The sequence below is a fragment of the Aureimonas sp. Leaf454 genome (genome assembly GCF_001424685.1).
In the GTDB taxonomy this organism is placed as follows: domain Bacteria; phylum Pseudomonadota; class Alphaproteobacteria; order Rhizobiales; family Rhizobiaceae; genus Plantimonas.
Genome location: NZ_LMQT01000001.1, coordinates 635,243 through 659,540, shown reverse-complemented (window position 1 = coordinate 659,540; position 24,298 = coordinate 635,243). Strand labels below are relative to the sequence as shown.

The following is a 24,298-nucleotide window of genomic DNA, read 5'->3' as shown; positions in this document are numbered from 1 at the left end:
CGGAAAGACGGCGATTGCCACTGTCGGGAGGATGGGGGCGATCGATATGGCGCGCGAAGGCCGGATCAAGGCCGGACAAGGACGGGGGGCACGAGAATGGCCATCGACGAGACCAAGAAGGCTGCCGATCGACAGGCGGCGCTCGACTATCACGAGTTTCCCAAGCCCGGTAAGCTGGAGATCCGGGCGACCAAGCCCATGGCGACGGGACGCGACCTCTCGCGAGCCTATTCGCCGGGCGTCGCCGAAGCCTGTCTTGAGATCGAAAAGACTCCGTCCGATTCCTATCGCTACACCGCCCGTGGCAATCTCGTCGCGGTGATCTCGAACGGGACGGCCGTCCTCGGCCTCGGCAACATCGGCGCGGAAGCGTCGAAGCCCGTGATGGAAGGCAAGGCGGTCCTCTTCAAGAAGTTCGCCGGCATCGACTGCTTCGACATCGAGATCAACGAACCCGATCCCGAAAAGCTCGCCGACATCGTCTGCCGCCTGGAGCCGACCTTCGGCGCGATCAATCTCGAGGACATCAAGGCGCCCGACTGCTTCCTCGTGGAGAAGATCTGCCGCGAGCGGATGTCGATCCCGGTCTTCCACGACGACCAGCACGGCACCGCCATCGTCGCGGCCGCGGCGGCGACGAACGCTTTGAAGGTCGCGGGCAAGCGCTTCGAGGACATCCGCATCGTCGCGCTCGGCGCGGGCGCGGCCGGCATCGCCTGCCTCAAGATGTTCCTCGTGATGGGCGCCAAGCGTGAAAACATCACGATGCTGGACTCCAAGGGCGTGGTGCACGACCGCCGCAACGACCTGACGCCGGAGAAGAGCGAGTTCGCGCGGCAGACGGAGATGCGCACGACGCTGGAGGCCATGGAGGGCGCGGACCTCTTCCTCGGCGTGTCCGGGCCAGGGCTGCTGACGCAGGAGATGGTGGCGAAGATGGCGCCCGCGCCGATCATCTTCGCCCTCGCCAACCCCACGCCGGAGATCATGCCGGAGCTCGCCCGCGAGGTCAGTCCCGACGCGCTGATCGCGACCGGGCGTTCGGACTATCCGAACCAGGTCAACAACGTCCTCTGCTTCCCCTTCATCTTCCGCGGAGCGCTCGACGTCGGGGCCCGGCAGATCAACGACGAGATGAAGGTCGCCTGCGTCGAGGCGATCGCCGAACTCGCCCGCGCCACGACCTCGGCCGAGGTCGGTCTCGCCTATCAGGGCGAGCGGCTGACCTTCGGGCCGGACTACCTGATCCCGAAGCCCTTCGATCCCCGGCTGCTCTCGACCATCGCGCCTGCCGTCGCCAAGGCCGCGATGGAAAGCGGCGTCGCGACGCGCCAACTCGATCTCGCGGCCTACAAGGAAAAGCTGCAGAGCCAGGTCTACAAGTCCGCGCTCGTGATGCGTCCCGCCTTCGAGGCCGCGCGTCTCGGCAAGCGGCGCATCGTCTTTGCCGAAGGCGAGGAGCCGCGCGTTCTCGGTGCGGCGCAGGCGATGGTGGAGGAGGGGATGGCCGTCCCGATCCTGATCGGCCGCCCCGACGTCGTGGAGTCGCGCATCGAGCGCGACGGCCTGACGCTGCGCCCCGGCGTCAACGTGGAGCTCGTCAATCCGGAGAACGACAGCCGCTTCCGCGACTATTGGACGAGCTATCACCAGCTGATGCGCCGCAACGGCGTGACGCCCGATCTCGCCAAGACCATCCTGCGCACCAACACCACGGCCATCGCCGCCGTCATGGTGCATCGGGGCGAGGCGGATTCGATGATCTGCGGCACGATCGGCGAATATTTCCGCCATCTCAGCGATATCCGGCAGATCCTCTCGACCGAGACGCTGCACCCGGTCGGCGCGCTGTCCCTGATCCTCCTCGACAAGGGACCGCTCTTCGTCGGCGACACCCATGTGAACGTCGAGCCGACGCCGGACCAGATCGCCGACACGATGATCGCCGCCGCGCGCCACGTGCGCCGCTTCGGCATCGAGCCGAAGGTCGCGCTCTGCTCCTCCTCGCAGTTCGGAAACTTCGATTCGCGGCCGGGTCGTCTCGCGCGGGATGCGTTGGCGGTGCTCGACGCACGCGCCACCGATTTCGAATACGAGGGCGAGATGCACACGGACGCCGCGCTCGATCCGGCCTTGCGCGAACGGCTCTTCCCGGATGGTCGGCTCAACGGGCCGGCCAACGTGCTCGTCTACGTCAACGCCGATGCGGCGGGCGCGGCGCGCAACATCCTGCGCTCGGTGGCCGACGGGCTGGAGGTCGGGCCCATCCTGATGGGCATGGGCAACCGCGCCCATATCGTGACGGCCGGCGTCACGGTGCGCGGCCTCCTCAACATCGCGGCTCTCGCGGGAACGCCGGTCTCCTCCTACGGCTGAGGGCCGACGCTCGGAGGTCTCGTTTCTAGTCCCCGCCGAGCGCCTCTCTCAGGCGCGCGGCGGGGATGGCGAGGGTCGTTGCGTCGCCCGCGGCGTTGGTGGCGACGGCCACGCCCATCGCGACGAGCTCCTTCGTCTGGAGGTCGATGAGCGGGCCGCCGGAGAAGCCGTGCGAGATGCGGCAGTCGGCCAGGAGCAGCCCGTCGAAGGTCGCGCCCTCGACCCGGCAGGGCGTCGATGCCGTGAGAATTTCGCTTCGCTCCTGCGCAAAACCCGCCGCCTGGATCTCGGTGCCGGGTGACGCAGGCCCGGCCGCCAGGGCGAGCGGCGCGAAGGCGTCCGGCACGGGTTTGGCCAGACGCAGGACGGCCCAATCATGCGGCGCGGAGGCGAGGATGTCCGCGGGACGATAGCGTTCGGGCACGACGATGTCGCGGACGGTCGCGTGAAAGCCGTAGCGGCCTCGGTCGAAACCGAAGAGGACATGGATCGAGGCCGGCTGCAGGAAGCGCCGGCTGCGGGCATTGTAGAGGCAATGGGCGGCCGTCAGCGCGGTGTCGGGTGAAACGAGGATCGCCGAGCATCGGCCATAGGCGCTGTTGTTGATGCGCCCGACGGAAGACCAGGGGCGGCTGCCCACGTCGACCGAGACGAGATCGGTCCTGGCGACCGGATCCGCCTTCGATGCGGAGGCGATGAGGACGAGCGCAAGGAGGAGGGCAGGGCCGGCTTTCGACATGGGTGCCTTCTACGCCCATTCGGCGCCGATGGCATCCGCCGATCCCCCATCCGGACCGCCGACCCCCGCGCGCGCGATCGCCGGCCCGCCATCGCGGCGGAACCGCACGAAGGCCGCCGGGGTCCGGGCGTGGAAAGCGGCGATCCTTCGTCTCGAGCCGCGTGGCGGTCAGAGCGAGGCGGCGGCCCGGCAGGCCTGGTCGTAATGGCCGGAGAGAAGGCGAATGCGCTGCGCGACCGCCGACAGCCGTTCGCCGGCGACGTCGCTCCCGAGCATGGACTTGACGAGAAGCTCCTCGCGGATGGCGGCATAGCGCTCGCAGGCGGCGTCCCCCTCGGCCGTAACGGCGACCAGCTTCTCCTTGCCGCGACGGGTGCTTTTTACCAGCTTCAGGCGCTCGAGCTTCTTCACCGCGTAGGTCACGACATGGGTGTCCTCGATGTTGAGGACGAGGCCGATGTCGGCCTGACGCTTCGGCTTGCCGCGATGGGCGATGTTGTGGAGGACGAGGACATCGACCGGCGACAGGTCCGGCACGCCCGCCGCCGCCATGCAGCGCACGATCCAGCGGGAGAAGGCGTGGTTCAGCATGGTCAGGCCGAACTCGACCTCCGACAGCGCCGGCATCGCGCCTTTTGCGAGGTGGCCCGAGGAGACGATCGGCCCGAGTCCGGGAGCGTCGAGGTGGTGGTGATCGGGGATGGCTTTCTCGGTCGTCATGCGGTTCCCCTCCTCGTTTCCGGGATGGTGGACATCGATGCGGCACGGCGCGCCGATGGGGCGATGTGCGGCGTCCCCGGTCCCGGCCTTGTCCCGCACTATGCCGCCTTGACGCGCATTCGTGTCAACAGATCGTTGACGTTTTATCGACGAAGTGCTCTCGTCGCCGCTGCAGACGTGGAAGGAACATCCGATGGCGACGACAGGTGCGGATGCGAAGAAGGGTCGCTGGGACTTCTGGATCGATCGCGGGGGTACGTTCACCGATATCGTCGCGCGCCGGCCCGACGGCTCGCTCCTCGCTCACAAGCTCCTGTCGGAAAATCCGGAAAGCTATCGCGACGCTGCCGTCCAGGGCATCCGGGAGCTGCTGGGCCTGACGGTCGGCGAGGCGATTGCGCCGGGGCTGATCGCCAGCGTCAAGATGGGCACGACGGTCGCGACCAACGCACTTCTCGAGCGCAAGGGCGAGCGCACGCTGCTGGTGACGACGCGGGGCTTTCGCGATGCGCTCGCCATCGGATATCAGGCGCGTGCCGATATCTTCGCCAAGAAGGTGATCAAGCCGGAGCTTCTCTTCTCCGACGTCGTCGAGGTGGATGAGCGCGTGCGGGCGGACGGCGCCGTGGAGGTCGAGCCCGATCTCGCCGCCGTGCGCGAACAGCTCGCGGCCCGGCGCGCGGAGGGCTACGGTTCCTTGGCGATCGTCTTCATGCACGCCTACCGCTATCCTCGGCACGAGGCGGATGTGGCGGCCCTTGCCCGCGAGATCGGCTTTCCCCAGGTGTCGGTCAGCCACGAGGTCTCGCCGCTGATCAAGCTCGTCGGGCGCGGCGACACGACGGTGGTCGACGCCTATCTCTCGCCGATCCTGCGCCGCTATGTCGAACAGGTGGCCGAGGAGCTCGGCGCGGACGGCGGCGAGGGCACGCCGCGTCTGATGTTCATGCAATCCTCGGGCGGGCTCACGACGGCGCGTCTCTTCCAAGGCAAGGACGCGATCCTGTCGGGACCGGCCGGCGGCGTCGTCGGGGCGGTGAAGACGTCGGAGATCGCGGGCTTTTCCCGCGTCGTCGGCTTCGACATGGGCGGCACCTCGACGGACGTCTCGCATTACGACGGTGCGCTGGAGCGCTCCTTCGAGACGGAGGTCGCGGGCGTCCGGATGCGCACGCCCATGATGTCGATCCACACGGTGGCGGCCGGCGGCGGATCGATCCTCCATTTCGAGGACGGGCGCTTCCGCGTCGGTCCGGATTCGGCGGGCGCCAATCCCGGCCCCAAGGCCTATCGGCGCGGGGGACCGCTGACGGTGACGGACGCAAACGTCATGGTCGGCAAGCTGCAGCCGGAGCTCTTCCCGCCGATCTTCGGTCCGAACCGCGACCAGCCGCTGGATGCGCAGGCCGTCAGCGCCGCCTTCACCGAGCTTGCCGCCGAGATCGGCGACGGGCGCTCGCCGGAGGAGGTGGCGGAGGGTTTCCTGCGCATCGCGGTCGAGAACATGGCCAATGCGGTGAAGAAGATTTCCGTGCAGCGCGGCTACGACGTCTCGGACTATGCGCTGACCTCCTTCGGCGGCGCGGGCGGGCAGCATGCCTGCCTGATCGCGGACACGCTCGGCATGTCCACGGTCCTCATGCACCCGTTTTCCGGCGTACTCTCGGCCTATGGGATGGGTCTTGCCGATATCCGCGCGTCGCGCCAACGCACCGTGGCGCTCCCTGTCGACGAAGCCGGTGAAGCACTCTCGGCCTTGCGGGACGAGCTCGGCCCGGCCGTCGCGCAGGAAATGAACGCCCAGGGGCTCGGGCCGGACGACATCGCGATCGAAGCGCGCGTCCATCTTCGATACGACGGCACCGACACGGCGCTCCCCGTCGCGCTCGCGGAGGGCCCCGCCATGGCGTCCGACTTCGAGGCGCAGCATCAAAAGCAGTTCGGCTTCCGCTTCGAGGGCCGACGCCTGATCGCCGAGGCGCTGGAGGTCGAGGCGGTCGGCGGGGGCACGCCGCTCATCGAGGCCGAACACCCGTCCGAGGCCGCCGATGCCCCGGCCGGAGGGACGGTCCGCATCTTCGCGAACGGGCGCTGGCAGGACGGCGCGGTCTATCGGCGGGAGGATCTCGCGCCCGGACACGGCGCCAGCGGCCCGGCGCTGCTGGTGGAGAAGCACCAGACCATCGTCGTCGAGGACGGCTGGCGCTTTACCGTCACGTCGCGGGATCATGTCCTCCTCACGCGAAACGAGGCCGCGCTCCGCGAGAAGGCGGTCGGGACGGAGGCCGACCCGGTTCTGCTGGAGGTCTTCAACAATCTTTTCATGTCGATCGCCGAGCAGATGGGCGTCACGCTTCAGAACACGGCCTCCTCGGTCAACATCAAGGAACGTCTCGACTTCTCCTGCGCCGTCTTCGACGCGACCGGCGCGCTCGTCGCCAACGCGCCGCATATGCCGGTCCATCTCGGTTCGATGGACCGTTCCGTCGAAAGCGTGATCGCGCAGAATGCCGGGGCCATCCGGCCGGGCGACGTCTTCGCGCTGAACGCGCCGTACAATGGCGGAACGCACCTGCCGGACATCACCGTCGTGACGCCGGTCTTCGAGGAGGAGGGCCCTTCGCCCGCGATCCTCTTCTACGTCGCCTCGCGCGGGCACCATGCCGATATCGGCGGGATCGCGCCGGGCTCGATGACGCCGCTCGCGACGACCGTCGACGAAGAGGGCGTCCTCTTCGACAATGTGAAGCTCGTCGACCGCGGCCGTTTCGACGAGGCGAAGATCGCCGCGATCCTCACCCACCATCCGTACCCCGCGCGCAACGTGCCCCAGAACATCGCGGATCTGCGCGCCCAGATCGCGGCGAACGAAAAGGGCGTTCACGAGATGCGCCGGATGATCGCCGAATTCGGGCTGGAAACCGTGCAGGCCTACATGGCCCATGTCCAGGACAATGCCGAGGAGAGCGTCCGGCGCGTGATCGAGCGCCTGTCGGACGCCGAATTCACCTATCCGACCGACCAGGGCTCGACGATCCGGGTCGCGCTCACCGTCGACCGCGAGAAGCGCGAGGCCACCGTCGACTTCACGGGGACGTCCGACCAGCAGCCGAACAACTTCAACGCGCCGGAGCCCGTGACGCGCGCGGCGGTGCTCTACGTCTTCCGCGTGATGGTGGAAGGCTCGATCCCGATGAATGCGGGGTGCCTGCGCCCGATCCGCATCGTGGTTCCCGAGGGATCCATGCTGAAGCCGCGCTATCCCGCCGCGGTCGTCGCCGGCAATGTCGAGACCTCCCAGCATGTGACGAACGCGCTGTTCGGCGCGCTCGGCGCCATGGCCGCGAGCCAGGGATCGATGAACAATCTGACCTTCGGCAACGCGACGTACCAGTATTACGAAACGCTCTGCTCGGGTTCTCCCGCCGGACGCTTCAACGACGGCACGGGCTTCGCCGGAACGGACGCGGTCCACGTGCACATGACGAATTCGCGGCTGACCGATCCGGAAATCCTGGAGACGCGATATCCCGTGCTCCTGGAAGACTTCCACATCGACGCGGGCTCGGGCGGTGCGGGCACGTATTCGGCCGGCGGCGGCACGCACCGCACGATCCGCTTCCTCGAAGAGATGGCCTGCGCGATCCTGTCGTCACATCGCACGATCGCGCCGCAGGGCCTCGAAGGCGGCGGACCGGGTCGCCTCGGCGAGACGCGCGTGCGCCGCCTGGACGGTGGGGTCGAGATCCTGCAGGGCTGCGACCAGACGGTGCTGAGGGCGGGCGAGGCGGTGACGGTGGTGACGCCGACGGCGGGCGGGTACACGCCGGCGGCGTAAAGGGGCGGCTCGGCCGGGAGCGGAGGGGGCTCCGCGCCGCGCGTTGCAGGCTCCTCGATAGCACCGACCGTGGTGCTGGGGGGCTCAGCCCGCTGTCGTCTCGAAAACCAACGCCCCGGCCCCCACCAGTCCCGAATTGTCCCCCAGCGCCGCGACGACGACGGGCACGTCCGCGAACGGCGCGAGCGCCGCCCGCCGCATGGCGGCGAGAAGGCCCGGCGCGAGGTCGGCGAAGGCGTTCGACATGCCGCCGCCGACGACGATCGTATCGGGGCTGTAGAGGTGGAGAAGATTGGCGAAGCCGATCCCGATGATCTCCGCTTCCTCGTCGACGAGTTCACGGGCGAGCGCGTCGCCGGAACGGGCGGCCGCGAAGATGTCCGCGCCGCTCGGCGGTCCGTCGCCGCGCGAGAGGATCGTGTCCGTCCGGTCGGCCACCCGTGCCCGCGCGCGCGCGAGGAACGCGGTGCCCGAGCCGTAGGCTTCGAAGCAGCCGCGGTTGCCGCAGGCGCAAAGCGCGCCGCCCCGCTCGATGGTCATGTGGCCGATATGGCCCGCCATGCCCCGGCGGCCGTGGAGGATGCGCCCGTCGACCACGATCCCGCCGCCGATGCCCGTCGAGATCGTGACGTAGACCATGTTGGCGAGACCCCGGCCCGCGCCGAAGCGCCACTCGCCGATCGCCGCCGCAATGCCGTCGTTCTCGAGAATCACGGGAAGGCCGGTCGCCGCGCCGAGCCGTGCGCTGACGGGAAAATCGGTGAAACCGGCAATGGTCGGCGTCGCCAGGGCGATGCCGCGCGCGGCATCGAGCGGGCCGGGCGCGGAGAGGCCGATGCCGAGGATGTCAGCGCCGCCGGCCGCGGCCGCGATCTCGCGCGCGACCTCCGCCATGCGCGCCACGACCGCATCGGCGCCGTCGAGGGCGGGGGTGAGCCGGGTGGTGCGCGCCAGGATCGCGCCGGTCGCGTCGACCAGCGCCCCGCGGATCTGCGTGCCGCCGAGATCGATGCCGATGGCGAGAGGGCGCATCCTCGTTCGCTTCCGCCCGTCAGAGCCCGTGGAGCCAGCGCGTGCGCTCGGCGAGATCCGGTGCGCCGAAGGCGAGCGAACCGAGGACGACCGTCTCGGCGCCGGCCTTGCGAAGCTCCGGCACCGTGTGCTCGCGAATGCCGCCGTCGGCCGCGAGAACGACGCGTCGGCCGCCGGCCCCTGTCGCGATGAGGCTCTTGGCCTCGCGCAGGCGATCGCAGGCGGCGGGGTCGAGCCCCTGGCCCTTCACGCCGATCGCGGTGCCCAGCAGCGTCAGGAACGAGAGGCGCGGGAGGAAGCGGGCGATGCCAGCAACCGGTGTCTCGACCCGCAGCACCATCCCGGCGGCGACGCCGAGGGCATCCAGCCGGTCGAGCGCGGCGTCGGCGACGGCCTCGTTCTCCAGGTGGAGCGAGATGAGATCGGCGCCGGCCTCGGCGAACTGCTCGATCTGGGGCAGGACGACGGCGTCGGCGACCATGAGGTGGACGTGGATTCGCTTTGTCGAGACCTTGCGAAGACCCGCGACGAGATCGGGAAAGAACAGGAGGGCGGGCGCGAAATGGCCGTCCGCCACGTCGACGTGAAGGATGTCGGCATGGGGTTCGATGCGCGCCATGTCGTCGGCGAGGCGCACGAGATCGGCGGACCAGACGGAATATTCCGCGATCAGGCGATCCTTGGGGAGGGACTGGATCCAGGCGGGCGAGGGGGCGGTCATGGGATGAACCCTTCGAGGAAGGCGCCGAGCGCCCGATGGACATCCCGGAGATAGGCCGTCTTGTCCGTGGCCTTCGGGGTGATGGTCGCGAGGCGCGCGTGGGGGATGAGCTTGGCGAGGGCTTCGGCATGGCCGAGCGGGTGAACCGCATCGCGCTCGTGACCAATGACGAGGGTGGGAACGGCGAGACGGGCGAGGTCGGTCTCGTCGACGCCGGGCCCATCCGCCGAAATCCGGGAGAGAAGCGTGGAGGTCACCGCGACCGGCCGGCGGGAGAAGAAGCCGCGCAGAGAGGCGAGATTGTCGGGCGCGGTCGCGGCCAGACGTGCGGCCGTTTCGCCGGCGTCGAAGATCGCGCGCGCATCGTCCGGCTCGTGCGCCGAAAGGAGCGCGCCGACCTCCGCGTTCGGGGCCATGTTCGTGGGCGCATCGGCGACGATCCAGGCGGGGCGCACGAGAACGAGGCCGCTGACGAGGTCCGGCCGCTTCGCCGCCAGCCGGAGCGCGATGGCCGCTCCCATGGAAATGCCGCCGACGACGAGCGGGCCGAGGCCCTGCTCCTCGATCGCATGGGCGAGATCCCCGGTGAAGGTCGCAATGGAGAGGCGCTCGGGATCGCCCGGCTCGGACAGGCCGTGCCCGCGCATCTCGAGGGTCAGGCGCCGAAAGCGGGGATCGGACGGGAAGGCTTCCCGCGTCTGGCCGGCATCGCCGCAGAGGCCATGCTGGAAGACGACGGGCAGGCCCTGTCCCCCGGCATCGTCGAGATGGAGGCGCGTTCCGTCGGGGGAGGCGACCATCGTCATGGTTCGAGCCGGAAGCCCGCCGCGCCGGCGGTGGTCGCGAGAAAGCGGGCGACGCCGGGCGCTTCCTCGGCGGAGAGGCCGTGGGCGACGAGCGCGCCGTCGAAGCCGATCGCCCGGAGGCAGCCGAGATAGTGCGGATAGTCGAGAACGCCGCGGCCCGCGGTGGTGAAGCCGCCCTCGGGCGTCCGGTCCTTGGCATGGCCCATGACGATCCGGTCAGCGAGACGTTCCACGGCCTCGGAGACGAGCCGGCGCTGCTCGTCGAGGGAGGCGATCTCGAAGAGGTTTGCGGGATCGAGCACGATCTTCAGGCGCGGGCTCGCCAGATCGTCGATCAGCCGCCGCGCCTTGGCAGCGCCGTCGACGACATTGGCGAGCTCGGGCTCGATGCCGAGATCGACGTCGTGGCGCTCCGCCGTCGTGAGCGCGATCTCCATCGCTTCGAGAAGATCGCGCCAGGCGTCCGGCGCGTGGTTGTCCGCGTGCCCGCGCCACTGGTCGTCGGGGTCGCGCGTGCCGGTGCAGAGCGTGACGAGGCGGGTTCCCATCGTCCGGCAGCGGGCGGCGAGCGTCTCCAGCCTTGCATGGCCGGCCGCGCGGACGGCGGGATCGGGATGGATCATGTTGTAGGTGCCGGACACCGCGGCGATCTCGACACCGATCCGGGTTGCCGTGGCCGCAACGTCCTCTGCCGTTTGCGCCTCGATGGCGTCCGGCATGGCGGCAAGGCCGGAGCAGGCCATGTTGTATTGCGCGGCCGAGAAGCCGGCCTCGCGCGTCGCCCGGAGAACGGCCGCGGGGGAGGTGCCGACGAAGGTCTTGGCGAAGATGCCGAGGCGCATCATACGCCTCCCGTCGCATCGGCCAGCGCGACGCGCCGCCCCGTCTCCACCGAGCGCGCGATGGCGACCATGGCACGCACGGAGGCAAGGCCGTCCTCGACCGTCGCCCCGGTCATGGCGGCGCCGTCGAGGGCGGAACGGGCGAAGCCTTCGAGCTGGCGGCGGTAGAAATGGCCGTCGGCGCCGAGGACGCGCGTCGTCGCGCCGTCGGCCTCGCGGAAGATGTCGACCTCGGAGGACTTGTAATACCAGGGATTGTAGGTCTTCCCGATGACCGATCCGTTCTCGCCGTAGATCTGGAAGCCCTCATGCCAGTCCATGCGGACGGCGACGGTCAGATCGAGATGGCCGAGCGTGCCGCTCGCGAACTCGACGTCGACGAACCAGCACCACATGCCCGCGCGCTCGGACAGGCGCGCCTCCACCGAGACGATGTCGCCTGCGAAGTAACGGGCGGTGTCGATGAGGTGACAGCCATGGGCGAGCATGTAGTAGCGGCGGAGATCCGCCTTGGGATCGGCGGTAGGCTTGCGGGCGCCGGCGCTGGTGACGACGAGCGGCTGGACGGCATCGGTCATGGGGTAGCGATGGGTGGAATCGCAATACCAGGCCTTCAAAGCGACGAGGTCGCCCATCTCCGTCTCGATGAAGCGGCGGGCCGCCTGGAGGCCGGCATCGTAGCGCTTCATGTGGCCGACCTGGAAGATCTTGCCGGATTTGGCCACGACAACCGCCAGCGCCTGCGCCTCCTCGACCGTCAGCCCCACCGGCTTCTCGCAGAGAACATGCTTTCCCGCTTCCAGAGCCCGGATCGAAGCCGGCACATGGAAGGCGTCGGCGGTGGCGATGATGACGGCCTCCACCTCGGGATCCCTCAGCATCGCGTCGTAATCGCCGAACGTCTTCTCCGCGCCATGGGTGATCGCCATACGCTCGCGAAGGTCCGCGGCGACGTCGCAGATGGCGAAGAGGTCGGCATTGGCCGCCTTGGTGCAGCTTTCGAAATGCGCCGCCTGGGCGATCTGGCCGGCGCCGAGCACGCCGACGCGCAGGCGCCGGTCTTCCTTCCTGGGCATGAACGCAATCCTCGACGGCGCCGGGCGGTGCCGGGCTTTACTTTGTATGGATGTTAAACAAACATGGCGGAGCCGGCTCGGTCAAGACCCGCGAAGCCGATGCGGCGGTCGTCCGCCGCTGGAACAGCCTCTCCCTGCAAGGAGCACGACCGATGTCCATGCCGAGGGCCGTTCGGCACATCAATGCGACGCGCGCGCTCGGCGCGATCTTCCGGAAGGGCCCGATGAGCCGGGCCGATCTCGCTCGCGAACTCGGGCTGACGCGCGCCACGGCGGGCAGCATCGTCGCCGAACTCGCCGAGGCCGGTCTCGTCGTCGAGGTCGGGGAACAGGACGAAGCCGGGCGGATGGGGCGAACGGGGCGGCCGGGAACGATCGTGCGGCTGCGCGGGGCGCATTCGGCCTTCATCGGCGCCGATCTCGCCGTCGGTCGGATGACCGTCGTCGCCCTCGATCTGGCAGCCGGTCTCGTGGACCGGCGGCACGAGGCCTTCACCCCCTCGGATCTGTCGCCTCCGGAGATCATCGATCGGCTGGTCGGCCTGATCTCGGCCTCGATCGCGCGCCTGTCGGCGTCTCACGTCGTGCGAGGGCTCTGCGTGACGGTGCCGGGCATCGTGGACAAGGCCGGGACGGTGGCGCGCCTTCCCATTATGGGCTGGCGAAACGAGCCGCTGCTGCCAAGGCTCCGCGCCGCCTTTCCAGAGCTCGAGTCGATCCTCGTCGAGAACGACGCCAAGGCCGCGGCGCTCGCCGAGCACGAAGGCTCTGCGCCGGCGCCGGGTGCGCAGACGATCCATCTCTTCATGGATGCCGGGATCGGCGGCGCCGTCGTCGCGGACGGGCGGCTGCAGCGCGGATCGGGCGGCTATGCCGGCGAGTTCGGGCACATCTCGATCGGTGAACGGGGCTTCGTGGACGGTCCCGCGCTGCCGGGCTCGCTGGAATCCTTCGTGGGCCGGGAGGCGCTGCTCGCGCGACATCGCTTCCATGGCGGAACGGGCGATCGTCTCGACGACGTCGTCGAGGCCCTGATGGCAGGTCGGCCAGCCGCCCTGGCCGCGCTCGATGACTGGTCGCATCATCTCGGCCGCGCTCTGGCGCTCCTCGCGGCGATCTTCGATCCGGCCGAGATCATCGTCGGCGGTCCGCTCGCCGTGCTTCTCGACGCCGCGGAGCCCGCGACGCTGCGGTCGATGCGCCGGCACCTGATGCCGGATCATCCGATGCCCCGCCTCACGCGCTCCGCGCTCGGGGCGGACGGACCCGCCATCGGCGGCGCGACTCTCCTGCACCGCGCGGCTCTGCGCTTCGGCGATGGACCTGCCGCCGCAGGCGATCCGATGCGGAGCCTCGACCGGCCGTCCTGATCGGGATCGAACACAGCGCCGCGGCACCGGACGGAACCATCGCGGCCCTCAGCGGGGCCTCTCCGGTCCGCCACGCCGGCGCGCGGCTCCGGCGAGATCGCGGAGATCCTCGGCCCGTTCGACGGGATCGCGCCGTCAAGACCGATGCCGGATGTCCCGTCTCGGGGGATGCTTCGGCTGGCGCGAGCGGAAAGAGGCAGGAGGGGCGAGGCTCATCCCCTGCCAGGCGCCACGACGACGGCGGCCCTCCGTCGAGCGCTTTCCCGTCGACGGGATCTGAGCGGAGGTGTCGCGACGCACCGTTCTTCGCTATGGCCTTTCGCGGATGCGGGGGGGACGGTCGGGATCGATGCTCTACGAGGATGCTGTTCTGCATCGGATGGGGACCGCGCTGCGAGGCCTCCTGCCGCATTGGGACTTCGACCGCCGCGATTCCCTGCGCCTCCTGACCGTCTCGGAGAACGCCACCTTTCTCGCGGAACAGCCCGGACGCCGCCTCGTTCTCCGGGTCTACCGGCCGGGCTATCACACCGAGGCGGAAATCCGGTCGGAGCTCGCCTGGATCGAGGCGCTCCGCGCCGACGGGATCGTCGAGACGCCGCGCCCGGTTCCCACGACCGACGGCGCACGTCTCCTCGCCTTCGAGGACAGGGGCGAGCGGCGTCTCGCCGCCGCCTTCGAGCATATGGACGGCATCGAGCCGACGTCGGAGGCCGATCGCCCGCGCTGGTTCGGCCATCTCGGCGAGATCGCCGCGCGCCTCCACGGCCACGCCCGTCGCTGGGAGCGCCCGCCCGGTTTCGTTCGAAAGCGCTGGGACTTCGCCACGATCCTCGGCGTGAAGGCCTATTGGGGCGATTGGCGGCAGGCGCCGGGACTGGACGACGCCGGCCGTCTCCTGCTCGAGCGGCTGCATCGGCGTCTCGAAGCCGATTGCGCGCAGGCCGGCTGCGGCGAGGACCGGTTCGGCCTGATCCACGGCGACATGCGCGCGGCCAATCTCCTCGTGGCGGGGAACCGCCTCGGCGTCATCGATTTCGACGATTGCGGCCTGTCCTGGTTCGGCTACGACTTCGCCGCCTCGGTCAGCTTCATCGAGGACGAGCCGACCGTACCGGCGCTCCGGGCGGCCTGGCTCGAGGGATACGCGCGCGTTTCGCCGTTTCCGCAGGCGCAGGTGCGGCGCCTCGCGACGTTCGTGATGCTGCGGCGGATGCAGCTGACGGCCTGGCTCGCCTCCCACGCGGAGACGCCGACCGCCCTCGCGCTTCGGCCGACCTTTACGCGCGGCACGATCGACCTTGCGGCCCGATATCTCGACGACCGGCTTCTCGGCTGACGCACGCCCAAGCTCTCCGTTGAAGAGACGGCCGGTTCGCAGTACGTCCGGACAGGACAGAAGGATCGCCATGACCGAGCCCGCAGAGCCCGCCGCCCTCGAACGCAAGCGCGGCTCCGGCGCCAAGATCGTCTACGATCTCCTGCGCAACGAGATCCTCGATCTGGCGCTGGCCCCCGGCAGTCCCATCGACGAGGTGCAGCTCTCGGAGCGGTTCGGCATGTCGCGCACGCCGATCCGCGAGGCGTTGGTGCGCCTGTCGGGCGAAGGGCTGGTCGACACCTTGCCCAACCGTTCGACGATGGTGTCGAACATCGACTTCGTGAACCTTCACACGTTCTTCGACGCGCTGGTGCTCATGTACCGGGTGACGACGCGGCTCGCCGCACAGCATCACCGGATCGAGGATCTCGACGTGATCCGGGCGCGGCAGGACGCGTTCGCGGCGGCCGTTTGCGCACAGGACGCGCTGGCCATGATCGCGACCAACGCCGCCTTCCATTCCGCCATCGCCGAGGCCGGACGCAACGGCTATTTCATCGGGCTCTTCAACCGCCTTCTCGACGAAGGCCGGCGCATCCTCCGGCTCTACTACATCTCCTACGAGGACCGCCTGCCGCAGCGCTTCGTAGACGAGCACGAGGAGATGATCGCGGTCGTCGCGGCCCGCGACGTCGCAGGCGCGGACGCTCTCGCCAAGGCTCACGCCGACCAGATCGTGGCGCAGATCCAGAAGCTCTTCGCCCGGACCGGACAGCTGGACATCGACCTCTGATGCTTCAAATTCTTGTCGACAAATAAAATACAAAGCCTATGGTGGGGATCTCACGATCCAACCGGCGGGGTTTCTCCCGTCCACCCGCGACGTTCCGCAGATGAGGACATCCCGATGAAGGCTTCGATTTTCTCCGGCGTCATTCCCGCGCTGATGACCCCCTGCACGCCGGACCGGCAGCCCGACTTCGAGGCTCTCGTGCGCAAGGGGAAGAGCCTGATCGCGGACGGCATGTCGGCCGTGGTCTATTGCGGCTCGATGGGCGACTGGCCGCTTCTCACCGACGCGCAGCGCATGGAGGGGGTCGAGCGTCTCGCCAAGGCCGGCATTCCCGTGATCGTCGGCACCGGCGCGGTGAACACGGCTTCGGCCGCCGCCCATGCCGCCCATGCCCAGACCGTCGGCGCCAAGGGCCTGATGGTCATCCCCCGCGTCCTGTCGCGCGGCCCCTCGATCTCCGCGCAGCGGGCCCATTTCAAGGCGGTCCTGTCGGCGGCCCCCGAGCTGCCGGCGGTCATTTACAACAGCCCCTATTACGGCTTTGCGACGCGCGCCGATCTCTTCTTCGCGCTGCGCGCCGAGCATCCGAACCTCGTCGGATTCAAGGAGTTCGGCGGGCCCTCGGATCTGCGTTACGCGGCCGAGAACATCACCAGCCGCGACGACGGCGTGTCCCTGATGATCGGCGTCGACACGGCGGTCGTCCACGGCTTCGTGAATTGCGGGGCAACCGGCGCGATCACCGGCATCGGCAACGTCCTGCCGAAGGAGGTGATTCATCTCTGCAAGCTGGCGCAGGCCGCCGCCACCGGAAACGCCGACGCCCGCCTGCGCGCGCGGGAGCTGGAAGAGGCGCTGGCCGTCCTGTCCTCCTTCGACGAAGGCCCCGATCTCGTCCTCTACTTCAAGCACATGATGGTCCTGAAGGGCGACGCGGAATACAGGCTGCACTTCAACGAGACGGACGCTCTCAGCGAAAGCCAGCGCGGCTATGTCGAGGCGCAGTTCAAGCTGTTCAACGCCTGGTACGCCGAGTGGAGCCGGCTGTCGGGAGCGGTGCAGACCTTCGTCGCGTGAGACATCGTGACGGAGGGACGCGTCTTCGAGGCGTGTCCCCCCGTCAGTCCCAGGCCACGGCGTCCAGCCCCTCCGCGAGCAGCCGGTCGAGTTGCGCGATCTCCTGCGAGCTCATCGCGATACCCTGCGCCCTGGCGTTCGCCCGCGCGGCGAAGCGTCTTTGCGAGGGCAGGCGGGCGCCCTGGCCGAGGATCGCCTCGAACAGCGTTTCAGCGCGTGCGATGGGATCGCCCGGGCGGCCTTTCGCGAAGGCTTCCGGCGAGAAGGCGAGAATCAGTTCGCCATGCATGGGCGCCAGCAGGGTCGAGCCAAGCCGGTCCAGCACCTCCGGGCTCGTGAGATCGCCGATCATGATGCCGGCGAGAAGCTCGATCATGGTGCCGATCGCCGAGCCCTTGTGGCCGCCGAAGGGCAGCATGGCGCCGGCCAGCGCGGCCTCCGGCTCGGTCGTCGGGCGTCCCTCGGAATCGATCGCCCAGCCCTCGGGGAGGGGCTTGCCGGCGCGGCGGTGCAGTTCGATCTCGCCGCGGGCCGCGACGGAGGTCGCGAAGTCGAAGACGTAGGGGTCGCTGTCCCGCCGCGGCCAGCCGAAGGCGAAGGGGTTGGTGCCGAGGAGGGGCCGCGTGCCGCCCGCCGGCGCGACCGTCGCATAGCTCGGACACATCACGATGGCCGCGAGCCCTTCGGCGGTCACCGCCTCCACTTCCGGCCAGAGGGCGGAAAAATGCGTGCAGTCGTTGACGACGAGCGCGGCAAGCCCGAGCGCATGCGCCCGTTCGGCAAGAACGGGCAGGCCGAGGGCGAAGGCGGGATTAGCGAAGCCGCCGTGCGCGTCGACCCGGACGATCGCCGAGCCGTCCGGCGGCGCGAGCTCCGGGGTCGCGTCCGGCCGGACCTTGCCCGCCTTCACCGTGCGCAGGGCTCCCTCGATCCGGAAGATCCCGTGCGACTTGCAGGCGTCCCGCTCACCGGCGGTGATGACCCCCGCCAGCGCGCCGGCTTGAACCGCGTTGAGGCCGGCGCGCCGGAAGATCGCCTCCACGCGCTCCTTCAGGGCGTCGATCGTCAGAATGGTCGCATCGGTCATGGAACGTCCCGTCAGGTCTGTCGCACGGCAGGGAGCGGCGCCGTCCCGCCGGGACCGGCCGTCACGGCATCTCTTGCCGGAACCCTCGGGGACCGCAAGGCGCTTTCTGCATACTCATTGTATTTTCGATTGCACCGAGGGTTTCCCGGTAGGATATAGAGGGCGAGCCGGCTCGTTTCGGGCGCGGTCTCGCCGGGCTTCGGCGTCCTCCCCGTATCGCATTCCATGAGGCAGACCATGCAGAAGAGCGCAGCGCCGGATGTCCTCGTGATCGGCGCCGGCGTCATCGGCCTTTCCGTCGCCCTGGCCGCGCAGGCGCGGGGTCTCGTCGTCGCCGTGCTCGACCGCGAAGGACCCGCAGCGGGCGCATCGGCCGGCAATGCCGGGGCCTTCGCCTTCACGGACATCCTGCCTCTCGCCTCGCCGGGCATTCTGCGCAAGGCGCCGAAATGGCTCTTGGATCCGCTGGGTCCGCTCAGCGTGCCGCCCCGCTACGCGCATCGGATCGCGCCCTGGATGCTGCGGTTCTGGCGGGCCTGCGCACCGGACCGCGTCGCGCATTCCACGAGGGCGCAGACGGCTCTCATGGACCTCTCCAAGGCCGAGCTGGAACCGTTCCTCCATGCGACGGGAACGCTGTCCATGCTGCGCAAGGACGGCAATCTCCAGGTCTACGAGAGCCGGGCGGAGCTCGATGCCTCCGAGCCCGGCTGGACGGCGCGCCGCGAGCACGGCATCGCGTTCCGGCACATGGACGCCGAGGAGATGGCGACCCTCCAGCCGGGCCTGTCGCCTCGTTTCACCCATGGCACGTTCACGCCCGGCTGGTATTCCATCGCCGATCCCCGGGACTACGTCCTCGCGCTGGCCGAGCGCTTCACGGCGACCGGCGGGACGATCGAGCGGGCGGCGGTCTCAAGTCTTTCCCTCGTCGGGGAGGGCGTCGAGGTCGCGACCGATGCCGGGCCGCGCCGCGCCGGCCATGCCGTGATCGCGGCCGGCGCCTTCTCCCATCGCCTCGCCCGGACGATCGGCGAGCGCATTCCGCTGGAGACCGAGCGCGGCTACAACACGACCCTTCCGGCCGACGCATTCGACCTGCGCCTGCAGATCACCTTCGGCGGACATGGCTTCGTCGTCTCGCGGCTCGCCGACGGCGTTCGCGTCGGGGGCGCGGTGGAACTGGGCGGACTCGACCTGCCGCCCAACTTCCGCCGTTCCGAGGCGATGATGAGGAAGGCGCAGTCCTTTCTGCCCGGCCTGAAGAGCGAGGGCGGACGCCCGTGGATGGGATTTCGCCCCTCGCTGCCGGACAGCCTGCCGGTGATCGCCCCGTCCAAGGCGAGCCCGCGCGTCGTCCACGCCTTCGGCCACGGGCATCTCGGCCTCACGCAGTCGGCCGGCACCGCTCGCATCGTCGCCGATCTCCTGACCGGTCGCCCACCCTCGATCGACCTCTCGCCCTTCTCGTCCCGACGCTTCTGATCCCCACGCTCCGACAAGGTCCGCTCCGATGGCCAACCACACCTTTTCCTGTCTCGACGGCCACACCTGCGGCAATCCCGTGCGTCTCGTCTCCGGCGGCGGCCCGCGGCTGGAGGGGGCGACCATGCTGGAGAAGCGGGCGCATTTCCTCGCCGAGTTCGACTGGATCCGCACCGGGCTGATGTTCGAGCCGCGCGGCCACGACATGATGTCGGGCTCGATCCTCTATCCCTCCACGCGGCCCGACTGCGATGTCGGCGTCCTCTTCATCGAGACGTCCGGCTGCCTTCCCATGTGCGGACATGGCACGATCGGAACGATCACCATGGCGATCGAGAACGGTCTCGTGACGCCGCGCGAGCCGGGCCGGCTTTCGATCGACGCGCCGGCCGGCAAGGTCGACATCACCTATCGCCAGGAGGGCCGCTTCGTGGAGGAGGTGCGCCTGACCAACGTGCCGGGCTATCTCCATGCCGAAGGGCTGACGGCGGAGATCGAGGGGCTCGGCGAGATCGTCGTCGACGTCGCCTATGGCGGCAATTTCTACGCCATCGTCGAGCCGCAGGCGAAGTTCCGGGACATGGCAGACCACACGGCGGGCGAACTGGTCGGCTGGTCGCCGAAGCTCCGGGCGGCCCTGAACGCCAAATACGAGTTCGTCCATCCCGAGCATCCGGAGATCCGCGGGCTCAGCCACATCCAGTGGACGGGCGCGGCGGTTCATCCCGAGGCTCATGCGCGCAATGCCGTCTTCTACGGCGAGAAGGCGATCGACCGCAGCCCCTGCGGCACCGGCACCTCCGCCCGCATGGCGCAGCTCGCCGCCAAGGGCAGGCTGTCCGTCGGCGACGAGTTCGTGCACGAGTCGATCATCGGATCGCTGTTCCGGGGCCGCGTGGAAGCGGCAGCGACCGTCGGCAACCATCCCGCGATCGTGCCGTCGATCGCAGGCTGGGCGCGACAGACCGGCATCAACACGATCTTCATCGACGATCGCGATCCGTTCGCGCACGGCTTCGTGGTGCGATGAAACGGCATTCGGGGGGACGCGCCGGAAATCGCCGCCTGCGCGCGTTTCGTCCATCCGTCGGACCGGCCGGGCCCGCGTCGAGGCCCGCCCGGCGCTCCGGACGAATTCGGCGGCGATCTGCCGAGGGCGCGACGGTCGCCGGCGACCTCGATGTTTCGGATCCTTGCATCCGACGGGGCGTGATCGGCGACCCTGACGACGACGCGCGTCTCCTTCGCCGGCCGGATCGTGCCGGTCGGCTCGACGCAAGGGCGCGGCCGGCTCGTCGGCGATCAAGGGATGAGCGGACGGCGACGGCAGCCTCCGGATCTCCCCCGGGCGCTCGGAGCTCGGGGATCAGCCGATCCTGAACCGCTCGGTCGCGTCCATCCACCGGATCGGCGGGTCGATCGCGGCACGAAAGATCTCGGTGCGCAGGAAGGCGAGCTCGGTCTCGAAGGCGGCCTCCTCCACCTCCACCCACCAGGATTTCGCACGGCCGTCGGTCCCGTCGTTCCAGCGGTAGCCCCGCGCCTTCAGAAGGTCCTTCGTGTGGAACGGGCTTCCCTCCGCCCAGATGCGGCAGCGCCGTCGCGAGGCGGCGGCGAGAAGATCGAGGAAGGGCGGCGTCTCGGACGGCCGGCGCGGCCTCGCGAGGACCTCCAGCAGCGCGTGGCAGTCGTCCACGGCGCGGTGACCCTGGTGGAACCAGCCGGACTGGCCGACGAGGTAGCCGAGCTTGGCGCCCTCGTATCCGCGCGCGGTCCAGTCCACCTCTGCCACCGAGCAGGCCCATCGCAACGTGTCGAACCCCGGCGCGAGCCGCTCGCAGAACGGGCGGTCGAACGTCGCGTTGTGGGCGACGACGAGGTCGGCCCGCGCGACGAAGGCGGCGACGGCCTGCGGGTCGATCGACCGGCCCGCGACCATGTCCTGCGAGATGCCGGTGATGCGCGTGATCTCGGCCGAGATCGGCACGCCCGGCTCGCGCAGTTCGCTGTAGACGTCGACGACGACGCCGATGCCGTGGGCATCGTAGGTGACGGCGACCATGCCGAGCTCGATCACCTCGTCGCGCCGGGCGTCGAGACCGGTGGTCTCGGTGTCGAGGATGACGGCGATGCCGGCGCCCGGTGCGCCTGCCTCCGGCCAGGCGGCGATCGGGCGCGGCTGGAGCTGGCGAAGGACGCGGTAGCGGCCGGTGGCTTCGAGCGCGACCGCCATGGCTTCCGGATCGGCGGACGGCTCCGGCCGATCGGTCCGGTCCCGGCGTTTCAAGGGAAAGGCGAGGCGAGGCCCCGCGTCCTCCATCGGCGAAGCGGACGCCGTTTCGGGACGTTCGAAGAGGTCGCTCTGGACGGGGCTCGGGCTCTTCATCGTAAAGCGCATTTTAGAGGACGATCGACCGGTCGAACAGCCATTCCACCGGATGGCGGCCCGCCCGCCCGGCATCATCCCCAGCTTATGGGTTCGTTCCCGCGCGTCTCACGCGCGCCGACGGCTTTCGCGGCGGGTGATCCCGGGCGAGACGACCCAGCGCGAGAGGAGCCCGATCAGGAGGTCGACGACGAGCGCGAGCGCGCCGACGAGCACGGCGCCGGCCGCCATCTGGAAATAGTCGTTCTGCGCCCGGCCGTCGATGATGAGACGGCCGAGGCCGCCGAGCGAGACGTAGGCCGCGATCGTCGCGGTCGAGACGATCTGCAGCGTCGCGCTGCGCAGGCCCGAGAAGATCAGCGGCAGGGCGCAGGGCAGCTCGACGCCGAAGAGGATCTGGAGCGGACGTTGACCCATGCCCCGCGCGGCATCGACCGCCGCCGGGTCCACCGCGGCGATGCCGGCATAGGTCGCCGTCATGATGGAGGGTACGGCGAGGAGCACGAGCACGATGAGGCTCGGCACGATGAAGGCGAGTTCGGAGGCGAAGACGGGTCCGAAGAGGATCACGAGGAGGACGATCAGCCCGAGGCTCGGCAGCGCCCGGAGCGCGTTGGCGAGGCCCGCGACGAGAACGACGCCGCGCCGCGTGTGCCCGACATAGAGGCCGATCGGCATGGCGATGAGGACGGCGACAAGGAGCGCCGCGCCGCTATAGGCGAGATGCTGCAGGAGGAGGGTCAAGATCCCGTCCTGCCCGCTCCAATGGGCGGGATCGGTCAGCCAGGCGGCGGTGGCGGCGAACATCGTCAGCGCCCCCTCGGCTGCCAGGGCGTCAGGCGCCCGGCAAGGACCAGAACCAGCCCGTCGAGCAGGATCGCGAGGAGGACGCACAGCACGATGCCCGCGACGATCGGCGTGAGGAAGCGAAGCTGCAGCCCCTGCGTGAAGAGCATGCCGAGCTGCGGCGTGCCGACGAGCGCGGCGACGGAGACGATGCTGACATTGGAGACAACGGCGACGCGAAGGCCGGCGGCGATCACCGGGACGGCCAGCGGCAGCTCGACGAAGAGAAAGCGCGGCAGGGCGCGGTAGCCCATCGCGCTCGCCGCCTGGCGCACGTCCGGCGGCACGGAATCCAGCCCGTCGCAGACGGTGCGCACGAGCAGCGCCAGGGCGTAGACCGTCAAAGCGACGACGACGTTGACGGGATCCAGGATCTTCGTGCCGAGGATGGCGGGCAGGAGGACGAAGAGCGCCAGCGAGGGGATCGTGTAGAGAAGTCCGGCCGTGCCGAGGAAGGCCGAGCGGAAAAGCCCGGCGCGCTGCGCCAGCCAGCCGAGCGGGAGGGCAAGGGCGAGCCCGATGAGAACGGGCGCGAGGGTGAGGCCGAGATGCCAGAGGAACAGCTCCGCGATGCGCCCGGATTCGCGGATCAGCCAGTCGAGCTTCATGGGCGCGCCCCGCCGCGCGCCGACTCGATCGCCGTCACCACGTCGGACAGGCGGACCGTGCCGAGAAGGACGCCGGCGGCATCGACGACCACACCGCGTCCGGACGGCGCGCTGAGCGCGGCATCCAGCACCTGGCGCAGCGTTCCGCCGGTGGCGACGAGCGTGCCGCTGAGATTGAGGTCGCCCTCGCGCAGGGGCGCCCGGAGCGCCGCCGTGTCGAACCAGCCGAGCGGACGCCGGGCCGCGTCGGTCGCCAGCATCCAGCGATCCGTCGCGCTGCGCCTTGCCTCGTCCGGCGTCGCGCCGAGACTCACGCTCGGCTCGGGTCCGACCGGCAGCGTGTCGTCGAATTCGGCGAAGCCGAGGAAGCGGTAGCCGCGGTCGCGTCCGATGAAGTCGGCGACGAAGGCGTCGGCGGGCCGGGCGAGGAGGTCGCGGGGCGTGGCGAGCTGGGCGAGCTTGCCGCCCGTGCGCAGGACCGCGACCTGATCGCCGAGCTTCAGCGCCTCGTCGATGTCGTGCGTCACCATGATGATCGTCTTGCCGATCTCGCGCTGGAGCCGCAGGAACTCGTCCTGCAGCTGGCCGCGCACGACGGGGTCGACCGCGCTGAAGGGCTCGTCCATCAGCATGAACTTCGGATCCGCCGCGAGCGCGCGGGCGACGCCGACGCGCTGCTGCTGTCCACCGGAGAGCTGGTAGGGATAGCGGTCCGCGAAGACCTGCGTCAGCCCGACGCGTTCGAGGAGCTCGCGCGCGGTCTTCAGGGCCGGCCCCTTGGCGACTCCGTTCAGCCGGGCGGTGGTCGCGATGTTCTGAACGACGGTCCGATGCGGAAAGAGGCCGGCATGCTGGATGACGTAGCCGATGCGGCGGCGCAGCTTCGCGACGTCCATCGCCTCGGTCGGCTCGCCGTCGAGAAGGATGCGACCCGAGGTCGGCGCGATCAGCCGGTTGACCATGCGCAGCGACGTCGTCTTGCCGCAGCCGGACGGACCCACCAGAACCGTCAGCCTGCCTGTCGGCGCTGCGAGGGTCAGGCCCTCCACGGCGGGTGCGCCGCCCGGATAGGTCTTGGTCACGTCGTCGAACAGGATCATGCCGCGCGCGCCTTTCGTCCGGCCCGGAGAGGCGGTCGCGGGCGCGTCCGGTTTCCGGTGGGATCACGGGTATCG

At 69.6% G+C, this 24,298-nt stretch carries 20 protein-coding genes; 8 read left to right on the top strand and 12 right to left on the bottom strand.

Annotation, left to right across the window (positions count from 1 at the left end):
- Nucleotides 1–96 precede the first annotated feature (96 nt).
- Nucleotides 97–2,376 (top strand): NADP-dependent malic enzyme, encoded by a 2,280-nt coding sequence (locus ASG43_RS02905; protein ID WP_056499937.1) that lies wholly within the window; start codon nucleotides 97–99, stop codon nucleotides 2,374–2,376.
- 25 nt (nucleotides 2,377–2,401) lie between these two features.
- Here ASG43_RS02905 and ASG43_RS02900 read toward each other — a convergent pair whose 3' ends face one another.
- Nucleotides 2,402–3,115, bottom strand: a complete 714-nt coding sequence (locus ASG43_RS02900) for a trypsin-like peptidase domain-containing protein (RefSeq protein WP_056499935.1) — start codon at nucleotides 3,113–3,115, stop codon at nucleotides 2,402–2,404.
- A 168-nt stretch (nucleotides 3,116–3,283) separates the two neighbouring features.
- A complete protein-coding gene (locus tag ASG43_RS02890; RefSeq protein WP_056501027.1) occupies nucleotides 3,284–3,835 on the bottom strand; it encodes a winged helix DNA-binding protein in 552 nt (183 codons plus the stop codon).
- Between the two features lie 193 nt (nucleotides 3,836–4,028).
- Here ASG43_RS02890 and ASG43_RS02885 point away from each other — a divergent pair, with 193 nt between their 5' ends.
- A complete protein-coding gene (locus ASG43_RS02885; RefSeq protein WP_056499930.1) occupies nucleotides 4,029–7,673 on the top strand; it encodes a hydantoinase B/oxoprolinase family protein in 3,645 nt (1,214 codons plus the stop codon).
- An 84-nt stretch (nucleotides 7,674–7,757) separates the two neighbouring features.
- Here the strand turns inward: ASG43_RS02885 and ASG43_RS02880 are convergent, their stop codons facing one another.
- From ASG43_RS02880 to ASG43_RS02860, 5 genes are read right to left on the bottom strand one after another with little or no spacing between them, the layout of a single operon-like run.
- On the bottom strand, nucleotides 7,758–8,705 hold the full coding sequence (locus ASG43_RS02880; protein ID WP_056499928.1) for an ROK family protein: 948 nt from the start codon (nucleotides 8,703–8,705) through the stop codon (nucleotides 7,758–7,760).
- Nucleotides 8,706–8,724: 19 nt separating this feature from the next.
- The gene (locus ASG43_RS02875; protein ID WP_056499926.1) at nucleotides 8,725–9,426 is read right to left on the bottom strand and encodes a ribulose-phosphate 3-epimerase; all 702 of its coding nucleotides are present in this window, start codon (nucleotides 9,424–9,426) and stop codon (nucleotides 8,725–8,727) included.
- The gene (locus ASG43_RS02870; RefSeq protein ID WP_056499924.1) at nucleotides 9,423–10,232 is read right to left on the bottom strand and encodes an alpha/beta hydrolase; all 810 of its coding nucleotides are present in this window, start codon (nucleotides 10,230–10,232) and stop codon (nucleotides 9,423–9,425) included. The genes ASG43_RS02875 and ASG43_RS02870 overlap by 4 nt, the downstream gene beginning before the upstream one ends.
- Nucleotides 10,229–11,074: a sugar phosphate isomerase/epimerase gene (locus tag ASG43_RS02865; RefSeq protein WP_056501024.1), complete on the bottom strand. Its 846-nt coding sequence runs from the start codon at nucleotides 11,072–11,074 to the stop codon at nucleotides 10,229–10,231. The genes ASG43_RS02870 and ASG43_RS02865 overlap by 4 nt, the downstream gene beginning before the upstream one ends.
- The gene (locus ASG43_RS02860; protein WP_056499922.1) at nucleotides 11,074–12,150 is read right to left on the bottom strand and encodes a Gfo/Idh/MocA family oxidoreductase; all 1,077 of its coding nucleotides are present in this window, start codon (nucleotides 12,148–12,150) and stop codon (nucleotides 11,074–11,076) included. Before ASG43_RS02860 ends, ASG43_RS02865 begins: the two co-directional genes overlap by 1 nt.
- 152 nt (nucleotides 12,151–12,302) lie before the next feature.
- On the opposite strand from ASG43_RS02860, the gene ASG43_RS02855 reads away from it, so the two are divergent.
- From ASG43_RS02855 to ASG43_RS02840, 4 genes are all read left to right on the top strand, one after another.
- Nucleotides 12,303–13,520 (top strand): ROK family transcriptional regulator, encoded by a 1,218-nt coding sequence (locus ASG43_RS02855; protein WP_162244661.1) that lies wholly within the window; start codon nucleotides 12,303–12,305, stop codon nucleotides 13,518–13,520.
- 349 nt (nucleotides 13,521–13,869) lie between these two features.
- Nucleotides 13,870–14,859: a phosphotransferase gene (locus tag ASG43_RS02850; RefSeq protein ID WP_056499919.1), complete on the top strand. Its 990-nt coding sequence runs from the start codon at nucleotides 13,870–13,872 to the stop codon at nucleotides 14,857–14,859.
- A gap of 70 nt (nucleotides 14,860–14,929) precedes the next feature.
- Nucleotides 14,930–15,634, top strand: a complete 705-nt coding sequence (locus tag ASG43_RS02845; protein ID WP_056499917.1) for a GntR family transcriptional regulator — start codon at nucleotides 14,930–14,932, stop codon at nucleotides 15,632–15,634.
- Between the two features lie 114 nt (nucleotides 15,635–15,748).
- Entirely contained in the window at nucleotides 15,749–16,711 is a 963-nt protein-coding gene (locus tag ASG43_RS02840) for a dihydrodipicolinate synthase family protein (protein ID WP_056499915.1), read from the top strand.
- 43 nt (nucleotides 16,712–16,754) lie between these two features.
- Here the strand turns inward: ASG43_RS02840 and ASG43_RS02835 are convergent, their stop codons facing one another.
- A complete protein-coding gene (locus tag ASG43_RS02835; RefSeq protein ID WP_056499913.1) occupies nucleotides 16,755–17,798 on the bottom strand; it encodes an Ldh family oxidoreductase in 1,044 nt (347 codons plus the stop codon).
- Between the two features lie 237 nt (nucleotides 17,799–18,035).
- On the opposite strand from ASG43_RS02835, the gene ASG43_RS02830 reads away from it, so the two are divergent.
- Nucleotides 18,036–19,283, top strand: a complete 1,248-nt coding sequence (locus ASG43_RS02830) for an FAD-binding oxidoreductase (RefSeq protein ID WP_056499912.1) — start codon at nucleotides 18,036–18,038, stop codon at nucleotides 19,281–19,283.
- 28 nt (nucleotides 19,284–19,311) lie between these two features.
- Entirely contained in the window at nucleotides 19,312–20,313 is a 1,002-nt protein-coding gene (locus tag ASG43_RS02825) for a 4-hydroxyproline epimerase (RefSeq protein ID WP_056499906.1), read from the top strand.
- A gap of 336 nt (nucleotides 20,314–20,649) precedes the next feature.
- On the opposite strand, the gene ASG43_RS02820 is transcribed toward ASG43_RS02825, so the two are convergent.
- From ASG43_RS02820 to ASG43_RS02805, 4 genes are all read right to left on the bottom strand, one after another.
- Entirely contained in the window at nucleotides 20,650–21,603 is a 954-nt protein-coding gene (locus ASG43_RS02820; RefSeq protein ID WP_056501021.1) for a 3'-5' exonuclease, read from the bottom strand.
- A 174-nt stretch (nucleotides 21,604–21,777) separates the two neighbouring features.
- On the bottom strand, nucleotides 21,778–22,476 hold the full coding sequence (locus ASG43_RS02815) for an ABC transporter permease (protein ID WP_056499899.1): 699 nt from the start codon (nucleotides 22,474–22,476) through the stop codon (nucleotides 21,778–21,780).
- 2 nt (nucleotides 22,477–22,478) lie between these two features.
- Nucleotides 22,479–23,123, bottom strand: coding sequence for an ABC transporter permease subunit (locus tag ASG43_RS02810; protein WP_056499897.1), 645 nt, complete (start codon nucleotides 23,121–23,123; stop codon nucleotides 22,479–22,481).
- Nucleotides 23,120–24,223: an ATP-binding cassette domain-containing protein gene (locus tag ASG43_RS02805; RefSeq protein ID WP_056499896.1), complete on the bottom strand. Its 1,104-nt coding sequence runs from the start codon at nucleotides 24,221–24,223 to the stop codon at nucleotides 23,120–23,122. Before ASG43_RS02805 ends, ASG43_RS02810 begins: the two co-directional genes overlap by 4 nt.
- Nucleotides 24,224–24,298 lie beyond the last annotated feature (75 nt).

What these genes read in the sequence shown, in the direction of transcription:
- ASG43_RS02905 (WP_056499937.1), top strand. Translation starts at nt 97, where the DNA reads ATGGCCATCGACGAGACCAAGAAGGCTGCCGATCGACAGGCGGCGCTC.
- ASG43_RS02900 (WP_056499935.1), bottom strand. Translation starts at nt 3,115, where the DNA reads ATGTCGAAAGCCGGCCCTGCCCTCCTCCTTGCGCTCGTCCTCATCGCC.
- ASG43_RS02890 (WP_056501027.1), bottom strand. Translation starts at nt 3,835, where the DNA reads ATGACGACCGAGAAAGCCATCCCCGATCACCACCACCTCGACGCTCCC.
- ASG43_RS02885 (WP_056499930.1), top strand. Translation starts at nt 4,029, where the DNA reads ATGGCGACGACAGGTGCGGATGCGAAGAAGGGTCGCTGGGACTTCTGG.
- ASG43_RS02880 (WP_056499928.1), bottom strand. Translation starts at nt 8,705, where the DNA reads ATGCGCCCTCTCGCCATCGGCATCGATCTCGGCGGCACGCAGATCCGC.
- ASG43_RS02875 (WP_056499926.1), bottom strand. Translation starts at nt 9,426, where the DNA reads ATGACCGCCCCCTCGCCCGCCTGGATCCAGTCCCTCCCCAAGGATCGC.
- ASG43_RS02870 (WP_056499924.1), bottom strand. Translation starts at nt 10,232, where the DNA reads ATGACGATGGTCGCCTCCCCCGACGGAACGCGCCTCCATCTCGACGAT.
- ASG43_RS02865 (WP_056501024.1), bottom strand. Translation starts at nt 11,074, where the DNA reads ATGCGCCTCGGCATCTTCGCCAAGACCTTCGTCGGCACCTCCCCCGCG.
- ASG43_RS02860 (WP_056499922.1), bottom strand. Translation starts at nt 12,150, where the DNA reads ATGCCCAGGAAGGAAGACCGGCGCCTGCGCGTCGGCGTGCTCGGCGCC.
- ASG43_RS02855 (WP_162244661.1), top strand. Translation starts at nt 12,303, where the DNA reads ATGTCCATGCCGAGGGCCGTTCGGCACATCAATGCGACGCGCGCGCTC.
- ASG43_RS02850 (WP_056499919.1), top strand. Translation starts at nt 13,870, where the DNA reads ATGCTCTACGAGGATGCTGTTCTGCATCGGATGGGGACCGCGCTGCGA.
- ASG43_RS02845 (WP_056499917.1), top strand. Translation starts at nt 14,930, where the DNA reads ATGACCGAGCCCGCAGAGCCCGCCGCCCTCGAACGCAAGCGCGGCTCC.
- ASG43_RS02840 (WP_056499915.1), top strand. Translation starts at nt 15,749, where the DNA reads ATGAAGGCTTCGATTTTCTCCGGCGTCATTCCCGCGCTGATGACCCCC.
- ASG43_RS02835 (WP_056499913.1), bottom strand. Translation starts at nt 17,798, where the DNA reads ATGACCGATGCGACCATTCTGACGATCGACGCCCTGAAGGAGCGCGTG.
- ASG43_RS02830 (WP_056499912.1), top strand. Translation starts at nt 18,036, where the DNA reads ATGCAGAAGAGCGCAGCGCCGGATGTCCTCGTGATCGGCGCCGGCGTC.
- ASG43_RS02825 (WP_056499906.1), top strand. Translation starts at nt 19,312, where the DNA reads ATGGCCAACCACACCTTTTCCTGTCTCGACGGCCACACCTGCGGCAAT.
- ASG43_RS02820 (WP_056501021.1), bottom strand. Translation starts at nt 21,603, where the DNA reads ATGGAGGACGCGGGGCCTCGCCTCGCCTTTCCCTTGAAACGCCGGGAC.
- ASG43_RS02815 (WP_056499899.1), bottom strand. Translation starts at nt 22,476, where the DNA reads ATGTTCGCCGCCACCGCCGCCTGGCTGACCGATCCCGCCCATTGGAGC.
- ASG43_RS02810 (WP_056499897.1), bottom strand. Translation starts at nt 23,123, where the DNA reads ATGAAGCTCGACTGGCTGATCCGCGAATCCGGGCGCATCGCGGAGCTG.
- ASG43_RS02805 (WP_056499896.1), bottom strand. Translation starts at nt 24,223, where the DNA reads ATGATCCTGTTCGACGACGTGACCAAGACCTATCCGGGCGGCGCACCC.